Genomic DNA, 23,634 nt, shown 5'->3' with positions numbered 1-23,634 from the left:
TATGACACGCATCTCGCTGACTGCCATGGCCGCGCTGGCCACCACGCCCGCCGCGGCCCAGACCCACGAGTGGGGCGAACGCAACGCAGACTTCGAGCCGGCCTTCGATAGCCAGACGCGGGCCGAGCTGGTCACCTCCGACTACGACTACACGCAGACCGTGCTTGCCGAGGGGCTTGAGCATCCGTGGGCCGTCGAGGCGCTGCCCGGTGACGCGGGCCTTCTGGTGACGGAACGTCCCGGGCGACTGCGCGTGGTGCAGATGGACGGCACCGTGTCCGAGCCGGTCTCGGGCCTGCCGGAGATCTTCAATCAATCCGCCGGAAACAGCACGCAGGCGGGCCTTCTGGACGTGAAGGTCGGCCCCGGTTTCGAGGAGGACCGCTGGATCTATTTCACCTATGCCAAGGGCATGGGCGACGGCACCTCCGTCACCGCTGCGGCGCGCGGCAAGCTGTCGGAGGACATGACCGAGCTGACGGAGGTCTCCGACATCTTCGTGCAGGACCCGCCGAGCCCGGCAGCCATGCACTACGGCAGCCGGATCGTCTTTGACGGCAACGGCCACGCCTTCATCACCACGGGCGAGCACTTTACCGAGGAAGAGCGTGTGAAGGCGCAGGACCTGTCGACCACCTACGGCAAGGTGGTGCGCGTGTCGCTGGACGGCTCCACCCCTGAGGACAACCCGTTCGTCGGGCAGGAGAACGCCATCGACACGATCTGGTCCTACGGCCACCGCAACGTGCAGGGCGCTGCCATGCGCGGCGACCAGTTGTTCACGCTGGAGCACGGACCGGCGGGCGGCGACGAGATCAACATCACCGAAGCCGGCAAGAACTACGGCTGGCCGGTGATCTCCTACGGCGTGAACTACGACGGCTCGGAGGTGAGCGAGGGTGTCGCGGTCCAGGATGGCATGGAGCAGCCCGACTACTACTGGGACCCGGTGATCGCGCCGGGCGACATGACCTTTTACGACGGCGACATGTTCCCGGAATGGGACGGCGACCTTCTGATCGGCGCGCTCGTGGCGCCGGGCATCGTGCGCCTCGGCTGGGACGGTGACACCGTGTCCGAGGAGGAGCGCCTGCTGACCGATCTTGGACGCGTGCGCGACGTGGAGGTGCTGGCGGACGGCTCGTTCCTGCTGGCCACCGACAAGGCCGATGGCGAGATCATCCACGTCACCCTGTCCGACAGCGAGAGCTGACGTCGTCCGGGTCTTCGGTCAGGCGCCGAACACGCGCCTGACATGATCGGCATCAATGGCGAAGCGTTCCTTCAGGAGCGCTTCGCCTTCTGCGTTCAGGCGGGGCAGCCTGATCGGGCGGACGTGTTTCTTTTGCCGGGAGTCGTTGTGGTCGTTGTGGCCGCGCAGGTACATCACCTCGTCGGTGAAGGTGAGGCAGGGCATGAAGGTCATCAGCTTCTGGTGGCCGAAGTTCATCACGCTCTGCCGGGTGCCGGGCTGGACGTAGACCGCTTGCGCGACGCCCCAGAACGGCGTGACCTGCACCTCGCCGCAGATCCCTTCGGCATCCGGCCGGGCGACGTAGCCCCGGTTCCAGTCGAAGCCCACGTGACGGTTCTTTCCAAGCAGAGGGGCGGCGTCGAGTGCCGCCTCCTTCAGCCGTTCGACAAAAGTCAGCGCCACCGCGTCGTCGTCGTCGTGACGGAACTGGAGGCTCGGTTGCTTCATGTCCCGGACGGCGTTGATCGCCTGCTGGCAGACCCTGCGGTGCGGTCCGGGCGGACGGGCGAGGATGCGGACCTGCGGCATGTCCGCGGTCAGCGCCTCCAGCCGCGCGCGCAGGGGGGCGGGCATGGCGTCGCCGATCAGGATGACGAAAAGGAAATCCGGGTCGGTCTGCGCCCGGATCGAGGGCAGGCAGATGGTTTCGAAGTGGCGGAACCGCTCCTCTATCCGCGCGGGGGCGTAGAGGTAGGCGGCGCGGGCCTCCGCCGTGTCATGCGCCACCTGAAAGCCGCCTTCGGCGGGATAGGAGAAACGACAAAATCCGATCACTTGCATTGAGGGCTCCGGCGGCGTGCGCGGCGAGAGTGCCTTGGGGTGGCCCGGCTGTCCAGCGATGGCCTGCCGGGGGTGTTCGGCGGGGCGCGCGGGCGCGCGCGCCTCATGTCTCGTCGGCGGCCTGCGGCCTTCTCCTCGGGTCGCCTCCGGCGGAGGTATTTGGGCCAAGATGAAGGACGGTGTCGCGCTGCGGCGGGCTGTTGAGAGGCGGCGGCGGTGCATGCGGGACGCTGGGGCGGCGGTGCATCGCGGCTTTGTCGCCAGCCCGTACGCGCGGGGCTGGGGCCGGTCGAAGGATCATGTGGCAGGGATGGGCGCTGCGGCGGCGCGGTCATCGGGCTGTCGCGCGTGCCGGAGGGCGAGGCGGTTGTGCGTTGTGGGGCGCCGCGCGGCGGCAGGTCGACGGAACATGCGCAGGCGGGCTGTTCGTGCGACACGTCGATGGGTGGCGTATTCGGAGAATGTGGTGCGGCCAGTGGTGCGGAGCATCGCCGAAGCGCTGTCTGTCATCGGTCCGGCGGCGGCGCCGCGCAGCCTTGACGGGCGCATGCCGGCCGCTTCCGGCAGGTCAGGGGGCGGTGCTGTTGACAAGGGGGGCGACTCTGCGTATATGCGCCTTCAATCCGTTGCGCCCGGGCTTTGTCTGGGCGCTTCCGTTTGATACCGAACCACCGTCTCATGACAGAGACTGCGATCAAGTTCGGGGCGATGCAAGCCCGGGACCTCTGGAACGCCCCCGCGTAGGCCCTCCGGTAAGGGGTCGGATGCGGACCAAAAGTCGTTTGTGTGCAAGGGTTTCTGCCCGGCGCGCCCGCGACGCACCGAACCGGCCCTTTCCATGGGCGCCCCGCGGGCGTCCGGACGGAAAGGTCCAGACCTGAACCCGCCGGGCCCGATCCCCGGCACCAAGTGAGAAGCACGGGGATAACGTCTACATGCCCACGATTCAGCAGCTGATCCGCAAACCGCGGCAGCCCAAAGTCAAGCGCTCCAAGTCCCAACACCTGGAGCAGTGCCCCCAGAAGCGCGGCGTCTGCACGCGCGTCTACACCACCACCCCGAAGAAGCCGAACTCCGCAATGCGGAAAGTTGCGAAGGTCCGCCTGACCAACGGCTACGAGGTCATTTCCTACATCCCCGGTGAAAGCCACAACCTTCAGGAGCACTCCGTTGTCCTGATCCGTGGCGGCCGTGTGAAAGACCTTCCGGGTGTGCGTTACCACATCCTGCGCGGTGTTCTGGATACCCAGGGCGTCAAGGACCGGAAGCAACGCCGTTCGAAGTACGGCGCGAAGCGTCCGAAGTAACTCAGAGAAGAAGAGGATACTGACATGTCCCGTCGTCACGCCGCAGAAAAACGCGAAGTCCTGCCCGACGCCAAGTACGGCGACCGCGTTCTGACCAAATTCATGAACAACCTGATGTACGACGGCAAGAAGTCCGTCGCCGAAAGCATCGTCTACGGCGCGCTCGACCGCGTCGAGAACAAGGTGAAGCGTGCGCCGCTGGAAATCTTCCACGAGGCGCTCGACAACATCAAGCCGTCGGTCGAGGTGCGTTCGCGCCGCGTCGGTGGTGCCACCTACCAGGTGCCGGTCGAAGTGCGTCCGGAGCGCCGCGAGGCGCTGGCGATCCGCTGGCTGATCACCGCGTCCCGCAACCGCAACGAAAACACCATGGAAGAGCGTCTGGCCGGTGAGCTGATCGACGCCGTCCAGTCCCGTGGTTCCGCGGTGAAGAAGCGCGAGGACACGCACAAGATGGCCGACGCCAACAAGGCGTTCTCGCACTACCGCTGGTAAGACAGATGCCGGAGCACCCGCGCCCCGTCCGCCCCGTTCCCGCCGGAGAGATCTTCGGATACGGACCGGGAGTCGGGGCAGGAAACGGGTGCTCCACACATCCGCACACCGGAGTGGCCGGGCCCGGGAACGGGCTTTGGCCGCTCTTTGCCGTTCGCGGCAACGCGACGCTTGAACTTATCGGAGGCGAGGGTTAAGCGCCCGCGCAGAGATTACCCCCAGAGGACCCATACCCATGGCACGCGATTATCCCCTCGAACGGTACCGCAACTTCGGTATCATGGCGCACATCGACGCCGGAAAGACCACATGCTCGGAGCGGATCCTGTTCTACACGGGCAAATCCCACAACATCGGCGAGGTGCACGACGGTGCGGCCACGATGGACTGGATGGAGCAGGAGCAGGAGCGTGGCATCACCATCACCTCCGCTGCGACCACGACCTTCTGGCAGTGGCAGGAAGATCCGACCCCCGAGGGCACGGATGACACCAAGTTCCGGATGAACATCATCGACACCCCCGGGCACGTCGACTTCACCATCGAGGTGGAGCGTTCGCTCGCGGTGCTCGACGGTGCCGTCTGCGTTCTGGACGCCAACGCCGGCGTCGAACCGCAGACCGAAACCGTGTGGCGTCAGGCCGACCGTTACAAGGTGCCGCGCATCGTGTTCGTCAACAAGATGGACAAGATCGGCGCGGACTTCTTCAACTGCGTCAACATGGTCGAGGACCGCACCGGTGCGCGCGCCGTTCCGATCGCGCTGCCGATCGGCGCCGAGTCCGAGCTGGAAGGTCTGATCGACCTCGTGACCATGGAAGAGTGGGTGTGGAAGGGTGAAGACCTTGGCGCCTCCTGGGTCCGTGGCCCGATCCGCGACGATCTGAAGGACGTTGCCGACGAATGGCGCGGCAAGATGATCGAAGCGGCCGTCGAAGAAGACGACGACGCCATGGAAGCCTACCTGGAAGGCGAAGAGCCCGACGTCCCGACCCTGCGCAAACTGCTGCGCAAGGGCACGCTGGCGCTGCACTTCGTGCCGGTGCTGGGCGGTTCCGCGTTCAAGAACAAGGGTGTGCAGCCGCTGCTGAACGCCGTTGTCGACTACCTGCCGTCCCCGCTGGACGTCGTGGACTACATGGGCTTCAAGCCGGGCGACGAAACGGAAACCCGTGACATCCCGCGCCGTGCGGACGACTCCATGCCTTTCGCTGGCCTGGCGTTCAAGATCATGAACGACCCGTTCGTCGGCTCCCTGACCTTCACTCGCGTCTACTCCGGCGTGATGAAGAAGGGCGACTCGATCCTGAACTCCACCAAGGGCAAGAAAGAGCGCATCGGTCGTATGATGATGATGCACTCCAACAACCGCGAAGAGATCGAGGAAGCCTTTGCAGGCGACATCATCGCGCTGGCGGGTCTGAAGGACACCACCACGGGTGACACCCTGTGCGACGCGAAGGAGCCGGTGGTTCTCGAAACCATGACCTTCCCGGAGCCGGTGATCGAGATCGCGGTCGAGCCCAAGACCAAGGGCGACCAGGAGAAGATGTCCGCAGGTCTGGCGCGTCTTGCCGCCGAAGACCCGTCCTTCCGCGTGGAGACCGACCTCGAGTCCGGTCAGACCATCATGAAGGGCATGGGCGAACTTCACCTCGACATCCTCGTCGACCGCCTCAAGCGGGAGTTCAAGGTCGAGGCCAACATCGGCGCACCGCAGGTGGCGTACCGCGAAACGATCTCCCACAAGATCGAGCACCAGTACACCCACAAGAAGCAGTCCGGCGGTTCGGGCCAGTTCGCCGAAGTCAAGCTGGAGATCATCCCGACAGAGCCGGGCGAAGGGTTCTCCTTCGAGTCCCGCATCGTTGGCGGCGCGGTTCCGAAGGAATACATCCCGGGTGTCGAAAAGGGCATCAAGTCGGTCATGGACTCCGGTCCGCTGGCAGGCTTCCCGGTGATCGACTTCAAGGTGGCCCTGCTGGACGGCAAGTTCCACGACGTCGACTCCTCGGTTCTCGCGTTCGAGATCGCGTCGCGGATGTGCATGCGCGAAGGCCTGAGGAAGGCCGGCGCGAAGCTGCTGGAACCGATGATGAACGTCGAAGTGGTGACGCCGGAAGAATACACCGGGTCCATCATCGGCGACCTGACCTCCCGTCGCGGTCAGGTGTCCGGTCAGGAACCGCGCGGCAACGCCGTGGCGATCAAGGCATTCGTGCCGCTGGCCAACATGTTCGGCTACATCAACACCCTGCGCTCCATGTCTTCGGGCCGCGCGCAGTTCACCATGCAGTTCGACCACTACGATCCGGTTCCGCAGAACATCTCGGACGAGATCCAGTCGAAGTACGCATAAGCCGGGTGGCGGGGGAAACCCCGCCCTACCCAACTTAGTAGGGTGGGTTTCAACCCCACCATCCGACAAGAAAAGGGAGCCAATACCATGGCAAAGGAAAAGTTTTCGCGGTCGAAACCGCACTGCAACATCGGCACGATCGGTCACGTTGACCACGGGAAGACGACGCTGACGGCGGCGATCACGAAGTACTTCGGCGAATTCCAGGCCTACGACCAGATCGACGGCGCGCCGGAAGAGAAGGCCCGCGGGATCACGATCTCGACGGCGCACGTGGAGTACGAGACCGAGAACCGCCACTACGCGCACGTCGACTGCCCCGGCCACGCCGACTACGTGAAGAACATGATCACCGGCGCGGCGCAGATGGACGGCGCGATCCTGGTGGTGAACGCAGCCGACGGCCCGATGCCGCAGACGCGCGAGCACATCCTGCTCGGCCGTCAGGTGGGCATCCCGGCGATGGTGGTGTTCCTGAACAAGGTCGACCAGGTGGACGACGAGGAACTGCTCGAGCTGGTCGAGATGGAAGTGCGCGAGCTTCTGTCCGCCTACGACTTCCCGGGCGACGACATTCCGATCGTCGCGGGTTCGGCCCTGGCCGCTCTCGAAGGCCGTGACGAAGCCATCGGCGAGAACAAGATCCGCGAACTGATGGCCGCTGTCGACGAGTACATCCCGCAGCCGCCGCGCGCCACCGACCAGCCGTTCCTGATGCCGATCGAAGACGTGTTCTCGATCTCGGGCCGCGGTACGGTTGTGACCGGCCGCGTCGAGCGTGGTGTCGTGAACGTCGGCGACGAACTGGAAATCGTCGGCATCAAGGACACGCAGAAGACGACCTGCACGGGCGTCGAGATGTTCCGCAAGCTGCTGGACCGCGGTGAAGCGGGCGACAACATAGGCGCGCTGCTGCGCGGCATCGACCGTGACGCGGTCGAGCGCGGCCAGGTTCTGTGCAAGCCGAAGTCGGTGAACCCGCACACGAAGTTCGAGTGCGAGGTCTACATCCTGACGAAGGAAGAAGGCGGCCGCCACACGCCGTTCTTCAAGAACTACCGTCCGCAGTTCTACTTCCGCACGACCGACGTGACGGGCACCGTCGAGCTGCCGGAAGGCACCGAGATGGTGATGCCGGGCGACAACCTGAAGTTCAACGTGGAGCTGATCGCACCGATCGCGATGGAAGAAGGCCTGCGCTTCGCCATCCGCGAAGGCGGCCGCACCGTCGGTTCGGGCGTCGTCTCCAAGATCGTCGCGTAACAACGCGCCAGCGTTGTTGCCAGTGTGATGCCGCATGGCAGTGGCTTCCGCAGGAAGCTCACGAGAATGCGGTGTCAGCATCCGGTGAAGATTAAAGAAGGCCGCTCCCAACCGGAGCGGCCTTTTTGTTTTATGTTGGCTTGCCTTCAATGCATGAGCTTGGCTAGGTTCAGGACCCATTGATTTGGTTGAGCGAGCGTGATTCACCGTTCGAAAACGAGCGGTGAACATGTCTGATCTCTACTGGTTGAGCGATGCGCAGATGGCGCGTCTGGAGCCTTACTTCCCCAAGTCGCACGGCAAGCCCCGGGTTGATGACCGGCGCGTTCTGAGCGGTATTATCTTTATCAATCGCAATGGATTGCGGTGGCGAGATGCGCCAAGGGAATACGGCCCGCACAAGACACTCTACAACCGCTGGAAGCGGTGGAGCGATAGAGGCGTCTTCGCCCGGATCATGGCCGGGCTGGCGGGCGAGCATGGTGAGGAGACGACCGTGATGATCGACGCAACTCATCTGAAGGCCCATCGCACGGCGTCCAGCCTGGGCGTGAAAAAGGGGGGCGTGGACGGCTGATTGGCCGGACGAAGGGAGGCATGAACACGAAGTTGCACGCCGTCTGCGACAGCCATGGCCGGCCCATCGACCTGTTCCTGACTGCCGGCCCCGTCAGCGACTACATCGGGGCGCGTGCGCTGGTCGGCGGGCTGCCAGACGTGAAATGGCTGCTCGGAGATCGCGGCTACGATGCCGACTGGTTCAGAGAAGCCTTGCAAGACAAGAAGATACGCCCTTGCATCCCGGGCCGGACGAAACGGAAGACGCCCGTCCCGTACGACAAGCGCAGGTACAAGCGTCGCAACCGGATCGAGATCATGTTCGGCAGGCTCAAGGATTGGAGACGGGTGGCGACCCGTTATGACCGATGCCCAAAGACCTTCTTCTCAGCGATCGCACTCGCTGCGACCGTGATCTTCTGGCTTTGAGAGAGAACGAGTCCTGACCCTAGCTTTTGCTTGGCATCCCACAATTTCAGGGCGTCGTTGAGATCGCAAACCAGCGCGGAATCAAGGCCGTCAGGCCGCCGCGCATGGATGACGCGCCCCCACACGGCTGCGATTTGGTCGGGCCTGGCGCTGCGTGTCGGACGTCTTCGGACTTGGCCGCGATAAATCAAGTGGATCGACGGTTCGGATCGCAACCGCGCGCGTCTGCAATGCGCTGCTCATACATCTTCCCCACAGCGCAACACCCCCCTTGCCCCACCCTCCCAAACCGCCTATACGCGCGCAACGTCCATAGGGACGTTCAAGGGCGGGGTGATTCCCGCCCTTACGGTTCGATGAGGGTGTGCGGTGGTCGCCCATCCTCCTCTCAACCGAAACGCCAAAATAGGACTGTTCGATGAACCAGAACATCCGTATCCGGCTGAAGGCGTTCGACTTCCGCGTGCTCGACGCAAGCACCCAGGAAATCGTCAACACCGCCAAGCGTACCGGCGCACAGGTCCGCGGGCCGATCCCGCTGCCCAACAAGATCGAGAAATTCACCGTTCTGCGCGGCCCGCACGTGAACAAGAAGTCTCGGGACCAGTTCGAGATCCGCACCCACAAGCGTCTGCTCGACATCGTCGATCCGACTCCGCAGACCGTGGACGCCCTCATGAAGCTCGACCTCGCCGCCGGCGTTGACGTCGAGATCAAGGTATAAGGGGGTAACCATGCGCTCTGGTGTGATCGCAAAGAAGATCGGCATGACTCGCGTCTTCATGGAAGACGGCAAGCAGATCCCCGTCACCGTGCTGCAGCTCGACAACCTTCAGGTCGTCGCGCAGCGCACAGATGAAACCAACGGCTACTCCGCCGTCGCCTTGGGCTGTGGCACCGCGAAAGCGAAGCGTACCTCCCAGGCGATGCGCAAGGTGTTCTCGAACGCCGGTGTCGAGCCGAAGCGCAAGATCGTGGAATTCCGCGTGGCGCCCGAGAACCTGATCGAAGTGGGTGAGGAAATCATCGCCGACCACTACTTCGAAGGTCAGTTCGTGGACGTCTCCGGCATCACCATCGGTAAGGGCTTCGCCGGCGGCATGAAGCGTCACAACTTCGGCGGCCTGCGTGCAACGCACGGTGTGTCCATCTCCCACCGTTCCCACGGTTCGACCGGTCAGTGTCAGAACCCGGGCAAGGTGTTCAAGGGCAAGAAGATGGCCGGCCACATGGGTTCCGTGCGTGTGACCACGCAGAACCTGCAGGTCGTCCGCACCGACAGCGACCGTGGTGTCATCATGATCAAGGGCGCCGTTCCGGGCCCGAAGGGATCGTGGGTGACCATCAAGGACGCCGTCAAGAAGCCCGTCCCCGAGAACGTGATCCTTCCGGCAGCTCTGATGAGCTCCAAGAGGGAAGCTCAGCGTCTCGCCGAAGAAGCCGCCGCCCAGGCCGCTGCGGAAGCAGAAGCCGAAGCCAAGCGTCTCGCCGAGGAGCAGGCCGCGCAGGAAGCCGAGCAGCTGAAAGCTGCAGAGGCCGACATCGAGGCCGAGAAGAAGGAAGGTGAGGAATGAAACTCGACGTAATCAACCTCGACGGCGGTTCCGCTGGCGAAGTCGAGCTGGACGAGGCCCTCTTCGGGCTGGAGCCGCGCGCCGACATTCTCCACCGCGTCGTCCGCTGGCAGCGCAACAAGGCGCAGGCCGGTACGCACAAGGTCAAGACCCGCTCGGAAGTGTCGTATTCGACCAAGAAGATCTACCGCCAGAAGGGCACCGGTGGCGCACGTCACGGTTCCCGCAAGGCGCCGATCTTCCGCAAGGGTGGCATCTACAAGGGCCCGACCCCGCGGTCGCACGCCCATGAGCTGCCCAAGAAGGTCCGCGCACTCGGCCTGAAGATGGCTCTGTCCGACAAGGCCCGCAACGGTGCCCTGATCGTGATCGACTCCATCGACGGCGCAAGCAAGACCAAGGCGCTCGCCGCCCAGGTGTCGAAGCTTGGCTGGAAGCGCGCGCTGATCATCGACGGCGCCGAGGTGAACGAGAACTTCGCCAAGGCGGCCCGCAACATCGAAGGTCTGGACGTCCTGCCGACCATCGGTGCCAACGTTTATGACATCCTGAAGCGTGACACTCTGGTGATCACGAAGGCGGGTGTCGAAGCACTGGAGGCTCGACTGAAATGACCGCGACGGCAGAACAGTACGACGTGATCCGCAAGCCGATCATCACCGAGAAGTCCACCATGGCGTCCGAGCACGGCGCGGTTGTCTTCGAAGTGGCCATCGACGCGAACAAGCCGCAGATCAAGGAAGCCATCGAGGCGCTCTTTGGTGTGAAGGTGAAGGCCGTGAACACGACCATCACCAAGGGCAAGGTGAAGCGTTTCCGTGGCAAGACCGGCAAGCGTCGGGACGTGAAGAAGGCCTATGTGATGCTCGAAGAGGGCAACACCATCGACGTGTCCACCGGCCTCTGACCGGATCGGGGCACGCCCCGTATCCTGATTTTGCGAAGGCCCCCGCCGTTGTGCGGGGGCCTTTCGCGTTTGCGCATGCGCCTTCTCGGCCATGACCTTCCTCTCGCCGATGAGGCTGGCGCCGATGCCGCCATACCTGGAGCGTCACTTGTAAGGGGTGGTCCGGCTCGGGCAATGCTCGCGGCGCCGCTCGGCAGCGGGCAGGCGTTCCTCTAGCTGACACGACCCTTTTCGGAACAAACATTCGGAAGGCCGGGTCCGGCTGGGCGCGATCTGCGCGTTGGCGACGCGTGTCTTCTTCGTCGTGTTCTCCTTGCGCGTCGCGCAGTGAGGTTTCCGTGTTCCCGTCGACCCAAGGTAGCCCGGATGACGCGCGGACGGTCGGGGCCTGGGCATGAGAACCTTCGATTTTCTTGTTGCGAAAGTGGTACGTTATAGAATAACAATTCTGCGAAAGCAGGCGGGAAACCGATGGATTGAGCTGTCAAGTCAATGGCTTGAGGGTGCGGCCTACCTGCGGCTGAAAGACAAAACGATACTATGAAAGCGGTTCAGATCCTCCGGCGGGCCGTGCCGGAGGGCTGTCTCATTGCGCCTTTGCCGTTGCCGGGGCGACCGCTGGGAAACGAGGTGCGAAATGCAAGACGACAGGCTTCCAGTCACGGTACTTTCCGGTTTTCTCGGGGCGGGAAAGACCACGCTGCTCAACCGTATCCTGAACAATCGCGACGGGCGACGCGTGGCAGTGATCGTCAACGACATGTCCGAGGTCAACATCGACGCGGACCTCGTGCGGGCGGACACGGAGCTTAGCCGCACGGATGAAACGCTGGTCGAAATGTCCAATGGCTGCATCTGCTGCACACTGCGCGACGACCTGCTGGCAGAGGTGGCGCGGCTGGCCGGCGAAGGGCGGTTCGACGTGCTTCTGATCGAATCCACCGGCATCTCGGAACCGCTGCCGGTGGCTGCGACCTTTGAATTCCGCGACGAGGCGGGGCACAGTCTGGCGGACGTGGCGCGGCTCGATACGATGGTGACGGTGGTCGATGCGGTGAACCTGCTGCGCGACTTTTCCAGCCACGACTTCCTGGCCGACAGGGGCGAGACAGCGGGCGACGGCGACACGCGTACACTCGTCCACCTGCTTACCGATCAGATCGAATTCGCTGACGTCGTGGTTCTGAACAAGGTCAGCGATGCGGGCCCGGAGCGCGTCGATGCGGCCTGCAGGATCATCCGCGCGCTGAACGCCGATGCGCGGATCATCTTGGCCGACCACTCCGACGTTCCGGCAGAGGCGGTGATGGAGACGGGCCTTTTCGACTTCGAGCGCGCACATGAGCATCCCATGTGGGCCAAGGAGCTGTACGGGTTCGCCGATCATACGCCGGAGACCGAGGAATACGGCGTCGCCAGCTACGTGTACCGTGCCCGCGCGCCCTTCGTTCCCGAGCGGGTATTCGAGGTGCTGAACGGCGATCTGCCCGGCGTGATCCGCGCCAAGGGGCACTTCTGGATCGCGACCCGCCCCGACTGGGTGGCGGAGTTCTCGCTTGCCGGGGCGTTGTCCTCGGTCGCGCCGCTCGGCATCTGGTGGGCCTCGGTGCCAGAGGCGCGCCGCCCGCAGCACGACAGCGCCCGTGCCTATATGGCCGCGCATTGGCAGGAGCCCTGGGGCGACCGCAGGCAGGAACTGGTCTTCATCGGAGCGGGTATCGACTGGCCGGCGTTGAAGGCACGGCTGGACGGCTGTCTTTTGGCCTCTGCCTCCGGGCCGGACGACCTGCCGGCGCTGCCCGATCCCTTCCCTCTCTGGCGCCGGGCCGAGGAAGCGGCCTGATGCGCGTCACACCGAGGATCGCCACCGCGATCCCGTTCGTCAGCCAGAATGCCTTGCCGCCACTTGAGGCAAACACCTTTGAGCGTGTGCAGCACGATCCACCCTCTGTCGCGACCCTGTTGCATTGATCCCTTAGCCCCTTCAGAAAAACGAAAAGGACCAAACATGAAAACCCTGACAACCGCACTTGTCCTGAGTGTCTCTGCCACCGCATTGATGGCGCAGGAGAACCGTGAGCTGGGCGCCCATGTGCATGGCGTGACCGAAGTGAAGATCGCCGTCGAAGGCAACGAGGTGGAGATCCTTTTCGAAGCCCCCGGCATGGACATCGTCGGCTTCGAACACGTCGCGTCGAGCGATGCGGACAAAGCCGCCGTGGATGCGGCCCTGGCGCTGCTGGGCGATCCGGCGTCGAGCGTCGTGCTGGACGTCGCGGCGGGCTGTACGCTTGAGGAGGCAGAGGCCGAGATGATGGCCGAAGAGCACCACGATCACGACGAAGCGCATGAGGATCACGACGACGATCATGCCGGTGAAGATGATCACGGTCACGACGATCACGATGAGGACCATGCAGAGGACGAAGACGGCGCGCACGAAGATCACGGCGAAGCCACGCACAGCGCTTTCGAGGTGCACTATCACTTCGTGTGCGACACGCCGGAAGCTTTGACCACCGTGTCTTTCCCCTTCTTCGCCACCTTCCCGAATGCCGAGGAAATCGAGGCGGAATACGTCACTGACGCAGGCGCCGGTGCCGCAGAGATCACCGGGGACGCCCCGCAACTGGTTCTGAACTGAGCATGACGGACCCCGCCATGACCCCGGCGTTATCGCTGACCGACGCAACGTTCGGCTGGCCGGGCGCGCGTGGGCGTGGCGGGTTCCGGCTGACCTGCCCGCGCTTCGATATGCAGGCCGGGGAGAGCGTCCTGCTGCTGGGCGAAAGCGGTTCGGGCAAGTCGACCCTGCTGTCTCTGATCTGCGGCATCAACGCCGTCGACGGCGGACGGGTCGAGGTGGCGGGAACCGACCTTGCCAACCTCCGCCCCGGTCAGCGTGACCGCTTTCGCGCCGAACGGATCGGTGTGATCTTTCAGCAATTCAACCTGCTGCCCTACGCCAGTGTATCGGACAATATCGAGTTGCCGTTGCGGTTTGCCCCTGTCCGGCGGTCGCGTACCGGGCAAGGCGCTGCGCAGAAACTCTGCAAGGCGCTCGGTCTGCCGGAGGATGTTTTGAGCACCGCCGCGGGGCGGCTGAGTGTCGGCCAGCAGCAGCGCGTGGCCGCCGCGCGCGCGTTGATCGGGACACCTGCACTGATCGTCGCGGACGAACCGACCTCGGCGCTGGATGCCGCGACGCAGGACACCTTCCTCAAGTTGCTGTTCGCAGAGGCGCAGGACGCGGGGACCGCGCTCTTGATGGTCAGCCATGACGCGCGGCTGGGCGACCGGTTCGACCGGGTCGTGCGGCTCGAAGACATCGTCACGACGCAAAGGAGCGCGGCATGATCCTGCGTCTGGCATGGGGGTCGCTGATGGCGCGGGCGCTGACCGTCGGCATGACGGTCCTGGCCATCGCCCTTTCGGTTTCGCTGTTCCTCGGCGTCGAGAAGATGCGCACCGGCGCGCGGGCAAGCTTTACCGATACGATTTCGGGCACGGATCTGATCGTCGGTGCGCGCTCCGGCTCGGTACAACTGCTGCTTTACTCCGTCTTCCGAATCGGCAATGCCACCAACAATGTGACCTGGGAAAGCTTCCAGGACATTGCGGCCCGAGACGAGGTCGACTGGATCGTGCCGATTTCGCTCGGCGACAGCCACAAGCAGTTTCGCGTCATGGGCACGACCGCTGCCTTCTTCGACCACTACGCCTATCGCGGTGGCCGGGCGCTGGCGTTCGACAGCGGTCACGGGTTGGATGACCTTTACGATGCGGTGATCGGCGCCGACGTGGCAGCGACGCTGGGCTATGACACGGGCGATCCCATCGTCGTGGCGCATGGGCTGCGTTCCTTCACCGAACATGACGACCAGCCGTTCCGCGTGGCCGGCATCCTCGAGAAGACAGGGACGCCGGTGGACCGTACGGTGATCGTCTCTCTGGAGGCGATCGAGGCGATCCATGTCGACTGGCAGTCGGGTGCGCAGATCCCCGGCCAAACCACCCCGGTCGAGGCGATCCGCCAGATGGACCTGCAACCCACCGCCATCACCGCCGCGCTTGTCGGCGTCAAAAGCCGCCTGCAGATCTTTGGCCTGCAACGCTGGATCAACGAATACCCGGAGGAGCCACTGCTGGCGATCCTGCCCGGCGTCGCCCTGCAGGAGTTGTGGCAGATCGTCGGACTGGCGGAAACCGCGCTGCTGGCGGTTTCGGTCATGGTCGTGGTCACGGCGCTGTTGGGAATGATGGCGATGATCTTCTCGTCGCTGAATGAACGCCGCCGCGAGATGGCGATCTGGCGGGCCATGGGCGCGCGTCCCGCGACGATCCTTGGTCTGCTGGTTCTGGAAGCGGTGCTGATGGCGACGCTGGGCGCCCTGCTGGGGCTGGCGCTGGTCTACGCGGGGCTGGCGCTTGGCCAGCCGTGGATCGATGCAACCTATGGGATCTGGCTGCCGATCACCGCACCGACTGCGCAAGAGGGCGCCGTTCTCGCAGTCGTGATCGTCGCGGCGGCCCTCGCCAGCCTGTTCCCCGCCCTCCGCGCCTATCGCCTGTCGTTGGCGGACGGTATGACGGTACGCAACTGACCCCTGACACGTGCAGCCCGGAGACATTTTCATGACAAAGAACACCCTGTCCCGCCGAAGCCTGATGCTTGCCTCTCTGGGTGCGGTCGCCCTTCCGCATGCCGCCCGTGCCGAGAAGGCCATCACCCTTGAGTGGGCCGATCTGATGCCCAAGGGGTCGACCGCGCTGCCGCCGTCGCTTCAGGGCCTTGTGGAGCACGATGCGGCCTCCATGGCTTCGCAGCAGCCGATGTCGACCGGTATCGTGACGGAGTACAACGGCAAGACGGTCGAGCTTTCGGGCTTTGTCATCCCGCTGGACTACGAGGGAGCGGGCATCACCGCCTTCATGCTGGTGCCCTATGTCGGGGCCTGCATCCACGTCCCGCCGCCGCCTGCGAACCAGCTCGTGCTGGTGACGACAGAGAAGCCATACGAAAACGACGGGCTCTACGAGCCGGTGACTGTGACGGGCATGTTCGGGACCGCCTCCACGAAGACACAGCTTGCGGAGGTGGGCTATGCGCTTTCGGCGGACAGGATCGTGCCCTACCGCTGAACCCGCAGCGGCCCGCCCCCTCGACCGTTGTTATCGTAGCCGCTGTCGGGCGGTGTTCGGGTTGTTTTTTCCCGACGGCGTGGTCCGTCCCTCCTTCGGCACGACGTTTCGATGCCGCGATTGTCGCACAGCGCGAAAGGCCGAGGTCGTTGCAACGACCGCCGTCGCGTCTCAGGCGGAAGCAACGGCGCGTTCCCGTCCTGCGCGTGGCTGACCTTCGGGGGTGGCGCAGTGCAGGTGCGCTGGACGGTCGGCAAGGTCAAAGTCCGGAACGACATACGTGAAAAGGGCCCCGGACATGATCCGGGGCCCTTCGGCGTTCGATGTGGTGGCCCGGCTCAGCCGAGGTCGCCAGGAAGCAAGGCATCGGGCATGTTCTGGTAGCACACCGGCCGCAGGAAGCGGCGAATGGACAGCGTACCGACAGAGGTTGCGCCGAAGTTGGTCGACGCGGGGTAGGGGCCGCCGTGGACCATGGCGTCGGCCACTTCGACCCCGGTGGGGAAGCCGTTCACCAGGATGCGGCCCGCCTTGCGTTCGAGCACGGGCATCAGGCGCTTGCCGAGTGCCGTGTCGCCGTCGTCCATGTGCAGCGTCGCGGTAAGCTGGCCTTCGAAACCCTTGGCCAGCGTCTCCATCTCGTCGGGACCGGTGACGCGCACGACAAGACCGAGCGGGCCGAAGACTTCCTCGCCCAGTGCATGGTCCTGCAGGTAGTCGGAGGCGTCGGTTTCGTAGAGGTTGGGCAGCGCGTTGCGGCCCTCGCTGTCGGTCACCAGAACCGGGCGCACGGCGTTGCGACCGTCGAAGCGCTGCTTGCCGTCCTTGTAGGCCTGCGCGATGCCGTCGGTCAGCATGCACTGGCTGCTGGCTCCCTTCAGCGCTTCGGCGGCGGCCTGCACGAAGGCGTCGCCCTCGGGGCCGGCCTCGACCACCGCGATGCCGGGGTTGGTGCAGAACTGGCCCGCGCCCATGGTCAGCGATCCGGCCCAGCCTTCGCCAATCTGCGCGCCACGGGCCTTGGCGGCTTCGGGCAGCAGGAACATCGGGTTGACGGAGCCGAGCTCACCGAAGAACGGGATCGGTTCGGGACGCTGGGCGCAGAGGTCGAAGAGCGCGCGCCCGCCACCCAGCGACCCGGTGAAGCCCACGGCCTTGATCAGCGGGTGTTGCACGAGGGACTGGCCCACGTCGCGCTTGCCGCCCTGGATCAGCGAGAAGACACCGGCGGGCATGCCGGTCTTCTGGATGGCGGCGTGGATCGCTTCGGCCACGATCTCGCCGGTGCCGGGGTGGGCGGAGTGGCCCTTGACCACGACCGGGCAGCCCGCGGCCAGAGCGGCGGCGGTGTCGCCACCGGCGGTGGAGAAGGCCAGCGGGAAGTTCGACGCGCCGAAAACGGCCACGGGGCCGATCGGGCGCTGCACCATCTTCAGGTCCGGGCGGGGCAGCGGTTGGCGGTCGGGCAGGGCCTCGTCATGGCGACGGTCGAGGTAGTCGCCCTTCTGGATGTGGGTGGCAAACAGGCGGAGCTGGCCGGTGGTGCGGCCGCGCTCGCCCTGAAGGCGCGCCTCGGGCAGGCCGCTTTCCTGCGTGCCGATCTCGGTGATCTGGTCGGCGCGTGCCTCGATCTCGTCCGCGATGGCGTTGAGGAAGGCGGCGCGTTCCTCGCGCGAGGTGTAGCCGTAGGTCCAGAACGCCTCTTCCGCCGCCTCGCAGGCGCGGTCCACCAGGTCGGGCGTGCCGACGGCGTAGTCATGGGCCGGGCCGTGCGCGGGTTCGGACCGGAAGGTCTGGTCGGATGTGATCCATTCTCCGGCGATCAGGTGTTTGCCGTGCGGGGTGAATGTGTCCTTGGGCATATGTCTCTCCCTTTTGTGGTTAGTGCCTCAGCCGGTCACGCCGATCGGCCACGGGGCAAATTCGTCTGCGCCGACGCCTGCGGCTTCGCTCTTCGTGGCCTCGCCGGATGCGGTGGCGAGGATACGGGCAAATATCGTCTCGCCCAGGGCGTCGAGCGTGGTAGCGCCATCAATCACGGTTCCGCAGTTGATGTCCATGTCGCCGAGCATCTTCGTGTACATCGGCGTGTTGGATGCCAGCTTGATCGTCGGAGCGGGATAGGACCCGAAGCAGGACCCCCGCCCGGTGGTGAAGGCGATCAGGTTGGCGCCGCCCGCGAGCTGTCCGGTGGCGGCGACGGGGTCGTAACCGGGTGTGTCCATGAGGACAAGCCCGCGCGCCGTCACCGGCTCCGCGTAGCGGTAGACCGCCTGAATGCCGGTTGAGCCGCCCTTCTTCGCGCCGCCGAGCGCCTTTTCGATGACGTTGGCCAGCCCGCCCTGCATGTTTCCAGGGCCGACGACGCCCTGCATCTGCACGTCTTTGCCGTCGGTGTAGTCGAGCCACCACCGGATCCGGTCGAGGATGGCGCGGCCCGTCTCCTCGTCCTTCGCGCGTGCGGTCAGGGTGTGTTCGATGCCGTAGAGTTCGGGAAATTCCGACAGGATCGCAGTGCCGCCGTTGCGGGTCAGAAGGTCCACGGCGCGGCCAAGCGCCGGATTGGCGGAGAGGCCGGAGAACCCGTCGGAGCCGCCGCATTGCAGGCCGACGGTGATGTGTTCGGCGGATTGCGGCGTGCGGGTGGCAGCGTTCGCTTCCGGCAGCATGGCCCGGATCGCGGCCTTGCCCTCGGCTATGGCGGCGGCGGTGCCGCCCACGTCCTGCATCCGAACGGTGTGCAGCATCTTGCCGCTTTCCAGCGCGGTGTCGCGGAAGAAGCGGTCGAGGTTGTTGCGCTCGCAGCCGAGGGACAGCACGAGCGCGCCGGCAATGTTCGGATGGCGGATGTAGCCCGCCAGCGTGCGGTGCAGGAGGTCCATCGCCTCTCCGGTGCCCTCCATGCCGCAGCCTTGCTGGTGGATGAAGGGCACGACGCCGTCGACGTTGGGAAAATCCTGCAGCCGGTCCGCGTCAAAGTGGGCGGCGACCTTGCGGGCGACGGTGGCGGCGCAGTTCACGGTGATGAAGACGCCGATGTAGTTGCGGGTGCCGACCCGCCCGTCGGCCCGGGCGTAGCCGAGGAAGGTGGCGCGCTGTTGCGCGGGCAGCAGGTCGGGCGCGCGGTAGTCCTGCGCGAAGCGGTAGTCCTTCTGCACCTCGTCCATCAGCACGTTGTGGGTGTGCAAATAGGTGCCGGGCGGGCAGTCTGCGCCCGCAAAGCCGATCACCGTGGCGTATTTCACCACGGGGCCGCCGCGGGCGATGTGCCGGGTGGCGACCTTGTGGCCCGCGGGCACGTCTGCCAAGGCCACCAGCCCGTGGCCCAGGTCGGTGCCCGCAGCGATACTGTCCCGCGCGACGGCGGTGTTGTCCTGCGGATCGAGGTGGATCAGCTTTCCGGCCATGGTCCTCTGCGGCGCGCCCGCGCCTGTATGCAGACTTGCGTCGGTCATCGTCCGGCCTTCTGCCGCCAGTCCTCGTACTTCTGGCGGTTCTCGTCCTTCGTGCAGGGGTAGAGGCCGATGATGGTCGCTCCGGCCTTCACCTGTTCAAGGGCGAAGTCCTCGTAGGAGGTCATCTCGGTCGCCTCTGCTGCGATCTCGTCGGCGAGGTGGGCGGGGATGACGATCACGCTGTCGTCGTCGCCGACCATGATGTCGCCGGGAAAGATCGCGACGTTGCCGCAGCCGATGGGGCCGTCGATCTCGACGGCCTCGTTGTTGGTGAGGTTGGTGGGCGAGGAGGGGCGTTGGTGGTAGGCGGGCATCTCAAGCCCCGCGATGTTCATCGCATCGCGAAAGCCGCCGTCCGTCACGACACCTGCTGCACCGCGCATCATCAGCCGGGTGATGAGGATGTCGCCGGCGGAGGCCATGGAAGCGTCGCCCCGGCTGTCCATCACCAGGACATGCCCCTCGGGGCAGGTCTCCACCGCGACGCGCTGCTTGTGGTCGGGGTTGCGGAAGACCTCGATTCCGTTGCGATCCTCGCGGGCGGGAATGTAGCGCAGGGTGAAGGCGGGGCCGACCATGTTGCGCCCCTTCATCGCCACCGGGCGCACGTCCTGCAAAACCTGTTTCTTCAGCCCGCGCTTGAAGAGCGCGGTGGCCAATGTCGCGACGGAGACCTGTTCGAGCTGTGCCTTGGTTTCGGGTTTGAGCGGATGGTCGGTCATGGTTGGGGGTCCTCAGATCAGGCCATTGGTGGTCATGAAGGTTTCCAGCCGCAGGCGCTGGCTGTCGGAGAGCGGCCAGGCGGCAGGGGGACGGGCAGCGCCGCAGTCCTCACCCATCATCTGGAGCGCGCCCTTCACCCCGGGCACATTGGCACCGCCCTGTTCCTCGGCGCGGATGTCCTCGAACACCTGCATCCCGGCGATCAGGGCGCGGGCTTCTTCGTAGTCGCCGTTTTCCAGCGCGGTGTTGATCGCCACGGAACGTTCCGGCCAGACGTTGATCAGGCCGGAGGTGAAGCCGCGCGCACCCACTGCGTAGAAGGTGGGCGCCCAGACCTCCGCCAGGCCGCCGGTCCAGACGATGTCGTCCGGGCAGGCGGCGATGGCGGCCTTCAGCTTCATCGGGTTGGGGGTGGCCCATTTGACGCCGATCACGCCCTCCACGAGGCACATGGCGCGGATTGCCTCCGTGCCGATGGTGTCGTTGCGCAGGTAGAGGACGATGGGCAGGCCATCGCCCGCCTCACGCACGGCTTCGACATAGCGGACGAGGCCACGGGGCGACACGAAGGGATCCGGCGGCTGGTGGATCATCAACGCGGAGGCCCCGGCCAGGCCCGAGGCTTCGGCCAGCGCCTGCGCGTCCCGGATGCCGCGTCCGACGCCCGCGACCATGGGCACGCGGTCGTCGATGTGCTGGCCGGCGGCATGGACCATGGCCTGCGCCTCTTCCAGCGTCAGCCCGTAGAATTCGCCTGTGTTGCCGTTGGCGGTCAGGATATGCACGCCCGCCTCTATGGCGCGCTCGACGATGGGGCGTTGCAGGTCGGGCGCGATCTCACCCGCCTCGTCGAAGGGGGTGACGAGGATACCGGACACGCCCGTCAGGCTCTTGTGCAGGTCAGATGACATGTGGTTCTCCGTAGGGCCGTTTGACGGTCGTTGCATGGGCGCGCAGGATGCACCCGGCGCGGCAGTTGAGGATCATGCCTGCCCTTTCCGAAGCGCATGGAGGCAGAACAGGGCCAGGGCGGCGGGGCCCGCGAGGTAGGGCAGGACGCCCGGCTCTTCGAGCGCGCCGAAACCGATGGCGATGCCGGTGAAAACGACCCAGACCACCACGATCAGCCAGAGCCCGTCGCGCAGGACGCGCGGCGCAGGCCGCGTGGGGGTGCGCTGAAGGCGGATGAAGTGCACCGCGTTCCAGAGCGCAATTCCCGCCATCGATGGACAGAGCACGAGGTAGAGCGGAGACAACATCAGATCCCGGCGAGAGAGGCGGTCGGCGGTGAACATGTCCACCAGCAGGCCGGTCAGCAACACGGAATAGAGCAGCGCCAGCGCCGCAAGCGCAAACGCCGCCAGCGCCCCGAAGAGCACTTTGTCGGGCGTGCCCTCCGGCCGGTCGTCTGTCGCCACCGCCGCCACTCAGTTGATTTCCGGTTCCGGCACGGGGCGGCCGAATTCCGTGGTGAGGAAGTCGAAGTCGCAGCCCTTGTCTGCCTGTTCGACGTGCTTGGTGAAGACGTACCCGTATCCCCGTTCGAAGCGCGGTTCCGGCGCGGTCCAGGCGGCGCGGCGCTCCGCCATCTCCGCATCGGAGACCTGGACGTTCAGGCGCCGGTTGGGGATGTCCATGTCGATCACGTCCCCGGTGCGGATCAGCGCGAGCGGGCCGCCGATGAAGGCCTCGGGGGCGACGTGCAGGACGCAGGCCCCGTAAGACGTGCCGGACATGCGCGCATCGGACAGGCGGACCATGTCGCGGTGGCCCTGTTTCAGCAGCGCCTTCGGCATCGGGATCATGCCCCATTCCGGCATGCCCGGCCCGCCCTGCGGCCCTGCGTTCCTGAGGACCAGCACGTGATCCGGGGTCATCGGGTAGTCCTCGTCGTTGATGATCTCCTTCAGCTCCGCGTAGCTGTCGGCGACGATGCAGGGGCCGCTGTGGGTCTGGAACTTCGGGTCCATCGCGGCGGGCTTGATGACCGCGCCGTCGGGCGCGAGGTTGCCGCGCAGCACCGCCAGCGAACCTTCGTGATACAGCGGATTGGAAAGCGGGCGGATCACGTCGTCGTTGTAGTTCACCGCCGACTCGATGGTTTCGCCCAGCGTCTTGCCCGAGACGGTCATCACCGACAGGTCGAGCTTGTTGCCCAGTTCCTTCATCAGCGCCGGAAGGCCGCCTGCGTAGAAGAAGTCTTCCATCAGGTATTCCTTGCCCGAAGGGCGGATGTTGGCGAGGACGGGGGTGGTGTGCCCGATGGCATCGAGGTCGTCGAGACCCAGCGGAACGCCCGCACGCCGCGCCATGGCGATCAGGTGGATGATCGCGTTGGTCGAGCAGCCGGTGGCCATGGCGACGGTGACGGCGTTGCGCGTGCTCGCCTCTGTCATGATCTTGTCGGGGGTCAGGTCTTCCCACACCATGTCGACGATGCGGCGCCCACAGGACTTGGCCATGCGCTTGTGGCCGGCGTCGGGCGCGGGGATCGAGGACGCGCCGGGCAGGGTCAGGCCCCAGCCGTCGGCGATGCTCATCATGGTCGATGCGGTGCCCATGGTCATGCAGGTGCCGTAGCTGCGGGCGATGCCGCCCTGAACGCCCATCCACTCTTCCTTGCCGATGGTGCCCGCGCGGCGTTCGTCCCAGTATTTCCAGACGTCCGTGCCCGAACCGAGCTTTTGCCCCGCGTAGTTGCCGCGCAGCATGGCGCCGGCGGGCATGAAGATGAACGGAAGCCCCATGCTGACCGCGCCCATCACAAGCGCCGGGGTGGACTTGTCGCAGCCGCCCAGCAGCACCGCGCCGTCGATGGGATGGGAGCGCAGGGTTTCCTCGACCTCCAGTGCTCCCATGTTGCGGTAGAGCATGGATGTCGGCTTCAGGAGCTGTTCGGAGAACGAGTGCACCGGCATCTCGACCGGATGGCCGCCCGCCTGCAGGACGCCCTGCTTCACGAATTCCGCGCGGTCGCGCAAGTGGTGGTGGCAGGGCGAGAGGTCGGACCAGGTGTTGATGACGGCGATCACCGGCTTGCCGGTCCAGTCCTCGTCGTCCCAGCCCATCTGCATCGCACGGGAGCGGTGGCCCATGGACCGCAGGTCGTCGGGTGCGAACCAGCGGGCGGAGCGGAGCTGTTCAGGGGTCTTGCGGTTGGTCATGGTCTGTCCTTGCTGGTCTTCGAAACTGGCGGCGCTGGCCGGGCCATCCCGGCCGGCGCGAGGCCGGATGTTGCGGGCATGTGGTTCGGCGCATGGCCACGGTCACCACCATGCCATCTGTGGTGCCCGTGGTCACGTTGCCCCCGATGGGATTTCCGATGGCGGGCCTCATCGCGCGGCGACAGGGCCGGAGGCCATCCGTTCGGGCAGGCCGCGCGGCGGT

The 23,634-nt window shown here is 65.4% G+C and carries 23 protein-coding genes; 16 read left to right on the top strand and 7 right to left on the bottom strand.

The window, feature by feature from the left end; translation table 11 throughout:
* Position 1 precedes the first annotated feature (1 nt).
* Positions 2-1,213 carry a PQQ-dependent sugar dehydrogenase gene (locus ABFK29_RS21055; protein ID WP_005862807.1) on the top strand — a complete coding sequence of 404 codons (1,212 nt, stop codon included), beginning with the start codon at positions 2-4 and terminating at the stop codon, positions 1,211-1,213.
* An 18-nt stretch (positions 1,214-1,231) separates the two neighbouring features.
* Here ABFK29_RS21055 and ABFK29_RS21050 read toward each other — a convergent pair whose 3' ends face one another.
* Positions 1,232-2,035, bottom strand: a complete 804-nt coding sequence (locus ABFK29_RS21050; RefSeq protein WP_005862805.1) for a putative rhamnosyl transferase — start codon at positions 2,033-2,035, stop codon at positions 1,232-1,234.
* A gap of 935 nt (positions 2,036-2,970) precedes the next feature.
* On the opposite strand from ABFK29_RS21050, the gene rpsL reads away from it, so the two are divergent.
* From rpsL to ABFK29_RS20975, 15 genes are all read left to right on the top strand, one after another.
* On the top strand, positions 2,971-3,342 hold the full coding sequence (gene rpsL / locus ABFK29_RS21045) for a 30S ribosomal protein S12 (protein ID WP_005862801.1): 372 nt from the start codon (positions 2,971-2,973) through the stop codon (positions 3,340-3,342).
* A 24-nt stretch (positions 3,343-3,366) separates the two neighbouring features.
* Positions 3,367-3,837 (top strand): 30S ribosomal protein S7, encoded by a 471-nt coding sequence (gene rpsG, locus ABFK29_RS21040; RefSeq protein WP_005862793.1) that lies wholly within the window; start codon positions 3,367-3,369, stop codon positions 3,835-3,837.
* A 235-nt stretch (positions 3,838-4,072) separates the two neighbouring features.
* Positions 4,073-6,196, top strand: coding sequence for an elongation factor G (fusA, locus tag ABFK29_RS21035; protein WP_005862791.1), 2,124 nt, complete (start codon positions 4,073-4,075; stop codon positions 6,194-6,196).
* Between the two features lie 87 nt (positions 6,197-6,283).
* Positions 6,284-7,459: an elongation factor Tu gene (gene tuf / locus ABFK29_RS21030; protein ID WP_005862789.1), complete on the top strand. Its 1,176-nt coding sequence runs from the start codon at positions 6,284-6,286 to the stop codon at positions 7,457-7,459.
* A 229-nt stretch (positions 7,460-7,688) separates the two neighbouring features.
* Positions 7,689-8,446 (top strand): IS5 family transposase gene (locus ABFK29_RS21025; RefSeq protein WP_085983406.1). Its coding sequence is split into 2 segments (ribosomal slippage): positions 7,689-8,010 and positions 8,010-8,446, totalling 759 coding nucleotides; the frame shifts between segments, so codons are not numbered across the junction.
* A 418-nt stretch (positions 8,447-8,864) separates the two neighbouring features.
* Positions 8,865-9,170, top strand: coding sequence for a 30S ribosomal protein S10 (gene rpsJ / locus ABFK29_RS21020; RefSeq protein WP_005862788.1), 306 nt, complete (start codon positions 8,865-8,867; stop codon positions 9,168-9,170).
* Positions 9,171-9,180: 10 nt separating this feature from the next.
* Positions 9,181-10,020, top strand: coding sequence for a 50S ribosomal protein L3 (gene rplC, locus ABFK29_RS21015; RefSeq protein ID WP_005862786.1), 840 nt, complete (start codon positions 9,181-9,183; stop codon positions 10,018-10,020).
* Positions 10,017-10,634 carry a 50S ribosomal protein L4 gene (gene rplD, locus ABFK29_RS21010; RefSeq protein WP_005862784.1) on the top strand — a complete coding sequence of 206 codons (618 nt, stop codon included), beginning with the start codon at positions 10,017-10,019 and terminating at the stop codon, positions 10,632-10,634. The genes rplC and rplD overlap by 4 nt, the downstream gene beginning before the upstream one ends.
* Entirely contained in the window at positions 10,631-10,927 is a 297-nt protein-coding gene (locus ABFK29_RS21005; RefSeq protein ID WP_005862783.1) for a 50S ribosomal protein L23, read from the top strand. Before rplD ends, ABFK29_RS21005 begins: the two co-directional genes overlap by 4 nt.
* Before the next feature lie 637 nt (positions 10,928-11,564).
* Positions 11,565-12,770, top strand: coding sequence for a GTP-binding protein (locus ABFK29_RS21000; protein ID WP_005862781.1), 1,206 nt, complete (start codon positions 11,565-11,567; stop codon positions 12,768-12,770).
* Positions 12,770-12,898 carry a hypothetical protein gene (locus ABFK29_RS20995; RefSeq protein WP_269725305.1) on the top strand — a complete coding sequence of 43 codons (129 nt, stop codon included), beginning with the start codon at positions 12,770-12,772 and terminating at the stop codon, positions 12,896-12,898. Before ABFK29_RS21000 ends, ABFK29_RS20995 begins: the two co-directional genes overlap by 1 nt.
* Before the next feature lie 37 nt (positions 12,899-12,935).
* Positions 12,936-13,571, top strand: a complete 636-nt coding sequence (gene zrgA / locus ABFK29_RS20990; RefSeq protein ID WP_005862779.1) for a zinc uptake protein ZrgA — start codon at positions 12,936-12,938, stop codon at positions 13,569-13,571.
* Between the two features lie 17 nt (positions 13,572-13,588).
* Complete coding sequence (locus ABFK29_RS20985) at positions 13,589-14,284, top strand: ABC transporter ATP-binding protein (RefSeq protein WP_232281613.1); 696 nt, start codon at positions 13,589-13,591, stop codon at positions 14,282-14,284.
* Positions 14,281-15,531: an ABC transporter permease gene (locus ABFK29_RS20980; RefSeq protein ID WP_347099823.1), complete on the top strand. Its 1,251-nt coding sequence runs from the start codon at positions 14,281-14,283 to the stop codon at positions 15,529-15,531. The genes ABFK29_RS20985 and ABFK29_RS20980 overlap by 4 nt, the downstream gene beginning before the upstream one ends.
* A 31-nt stretch (positions 15,532-15,562) precedes the next feature.
* On the top strand, positions 15,563-16,069 hold the full coding sequence (locus ABFK29_RS20975) for a DUF3299 domain-containing protein (protein WP_005862561.1): 507 nt from the start codon (positions 15,563-15,565) through the stop codon (positions 16,067-16,069).
* A 338-nt stretch (positions 16,070-16,407) separates the two neighbouring features.
* Here the strand turns inward: ABFK29_RS20975 and ABFK29_RS20970 are convergent, their stop codons facing one another.
* The 6 genes from ABFK29_RS20970 to araD all read right to left on the bottom strand — a co-directional run bounded on the left by ABFK29_RS20970 (position 16,408) and on the right by araD (position 23,411).
* Entirely contained in the window at positions 16,408-17,931 is a 1,524-nt protein-coding gene (locus ABFK29_RS20970; protein ID WP_005862560.1) for an aldehyde dehydrogenase (NADP(+)), read from the bottom strand.
* Between the two features lie 27 nt (positions 17,932-17,958).
* Positions 17,959-19,524, bottom strand: a complete 1,566-nt coding sequence (locus tag ABFK29_RS20965) for a UxaA family hydrolase (protein WP_005862558.1) — start codon at positions 19,522-19,524, stop codon at positions 17,959-17,961.
* Positions 19,521-20,246, bottom strand: coding sequence for a ribonuclease activity regulator RraA (locus ABFK29_RS20960; protein WP_005862556.1), 726 nt, complete (start codon positions 20,244-20,246; stop codon positions 19,521-19,523). Before ABFK29_RS20960 ends, ABFK29_RS20965 begins: the two co-directional genes overlap by 4 nt.
* 12 nt (positions 20,247-20,258) lie before the next feature.
* Positions 20,259-21,158 carry a dihydrodipicolinate synthase family protein gene (locus ABFK29_RS20955; protein ID WP_005862554.1) on the bottom strand — a complete coding sequence of 300 codons (900 nt, stop codon included), beginning with the start codon at positions 21,156-21,158 and terminating at the stop codon, positions 20,259-20,261.
* 72 nt (positions 21,159-21,230) lie between these two features.
* On the bottom strand, positions 21,231-21,665 hold the full coding sequence (locus tag ABFK29_RS20950) for a hypothetical protein (RefSeq protein ID WP_157136590.1): 435 nt from the start codon (positions 21,663-21,665) through the stop codon (positions 21,231-21,233).
* A 9-nt stretch (positions 21,666-21,674) separates the two neighbouring features.
* The gene (gene araD, locus ABFK29_RS20945) at positions 21,675-23,411 is read right to left on the bottom strand and encodes an L-arabinonate dehydratase (RefSeq protein ID WP_005862550.1); all 1,737 of its coding nucleotides are present in this window, start codon (positions 23,409-23,411) and stop codon (positions 21,675-21,677) included.
* Between the last annotated feature and the right edge of the window lie 223 nt (positions 23,412-23,634).

Source organism: Sagittula stellata E-37 (assembly GCF_039724765.1).
Lineage (GTDB): Bacteria > Pseudomonadota > Alphaproteobacteria > Rhodobacterales > Rhodobacteraceae > Sagittula > Sagittula stellata.
This window is presented reverse-complemented; position numbering and strand designations above follow the sequence as displayed.

Excerpts from the sequence above, each read along its gene's own strand:
- ABFK29_RS21005 (WP_005862783.1), top strand. The coding sequence starts at position 10,631 with ATGACCGCGACGGCAGAACAGTACGACGTGATCCGCAAGCCGATCATC.
- ABFK29_RS21050 (WP_005862805.1), bottom strand. The coding sequence starts at position 2,035 with ATGCAAGTGATCGGATTTTGTCGTTTCTCCTATCCCGCCGAAGGCGGC.
- ABFK29_RS20985 (WP_232281613.1), top strand. The coding sequence starts at position 13,589 with ATGACCCCGGCGTTATCGCTGACCGACGCAACGTTCGGCTGGCCGGGC.
- ABFK29_RS20960 (WP_005862556.1), bottom strand. The coding sequence starts at position 20,246 with ATGACCGACCATCCGCTCAAACCCGAAACCAAGGCACAGCTCGAACAG.
- rplC (WP_005862786.1), top strand. The coding sequence starts at position 9,181 with ATGCGCTCTGGTGTGATCGCAAAGAAGATCGGCATGACTCGCGTCTTC.
- zrgA (WP_005862779.1), top strand. The coding sequence starts at position 12,936 with ATGAAAACCCTGACAACCGCACTTGTCCTGAGTGTCTCTGCCACCGCA.
- araD (WP_005862550.1), bottom strand. The coding sequence starts at position 23,411 with ATGACCAACCGCAAGACCCCTGAACAGCTCCGCTCCGCCCGCTGGTTC.
- ABFK29_RS20965 (WP_005862558.1), bottom strand. The coding sequence starts at position 19,524 with ATGACCGACGCAAGTCTGCATACAGGCGCGGGCGCGCCGCAGAGGACC.
- rplD (WP_005862784.1), top strand. The coding sequence starts at position 10,017 with ATGAAACTCGACGTAATCAACCTCGACGGCGGTTCCGCTGGCGAAGTC.
- ABFK29_RS20955 (WP_005862554.1), bottom strand. The coding sequence starts at position 21,158 with ATGTCATCTGACCTGCACAAGAGCCTGACGGGCGTGTCCGGTATCCTC.
- tuf (WP_005862789.1), top strand. The coding sequence starts at position 6,284 with ATGGCAAAGGAAAAGTTTTCGCGGTCGAAACCGCACTGCAACATCGGC.
- rpsJ (WP_005862788.1), top strand. The coding sequence starts at position 8,865 with ATGAACCAGAACATCCGTATCCGGCTGAAGGCGTTCGACTTCCGCGTG.
- fusA (WP_005862791.1), top strand. The coding sequence starts at position 4,073 with ATGGCACGCGATTATCCCCTCGAACGGTACCGCAACTTCGGTATCATG.
- ABFK29_RS20980 (WP_347099823.1), top strand. The coding sequence starts at position 14,281 with ATGATCCTGCGTCTGGCATGGGGGTCGCTGATGGCGCGGGCGCTGACC.
- rpsL (WP_005862801.1), top strand. The coding sequence starts at position 2,971 with ATGCCCACGATTCAGCAGCTGATCCGCAAACCGCGGCAGCCCAAAGTC.
- ABFK29_RS20975 (WP_005862561.1), top strand. The coding sequence starts at position 15,563 with ATGACAAAGAACACCCTGTCCCGCCGAAGCCTGATGCTTGCCTCTCTG.
- ABFK29_RS20970 (WP_005862560.1), bottom strand. The coding sequence starts at position 17,931 with ATGCCCAAGGACACATTCACCCCGCACGGCAAACACCTGATCGCCGGA.
- ABFK29_RS21055 (WP_005862807.1), top strand. The coding sequence starts at position 2 with ATGACACGCATCTCGCTGACTGCCATGGCCGCGCTGGCCACCACGCCC.
- ABFK29_RS20995 (WP_269725305.1), top strand. The coding sequence starts at position 12,770 with ATGCGCGTCACACCGAGGATCGCCACCGCGATCCCGTTCGTCAGCCAG.
- rpsG (WP_005862793.1), top strand. The coding sequence starts at position 3,367 with ATGTCCCGTCGTCACGCCGCAGAAAAACGCGAAGTCCTGCCCGACGCC.
- ABFK29_RS21000 (WP_005862781.1), top strand. The coding sequence starts at position 11,565 with ATGCAAGACGACAGGCTTCCAGTCACGGTACTTTCCGGTTTTCTCGGG.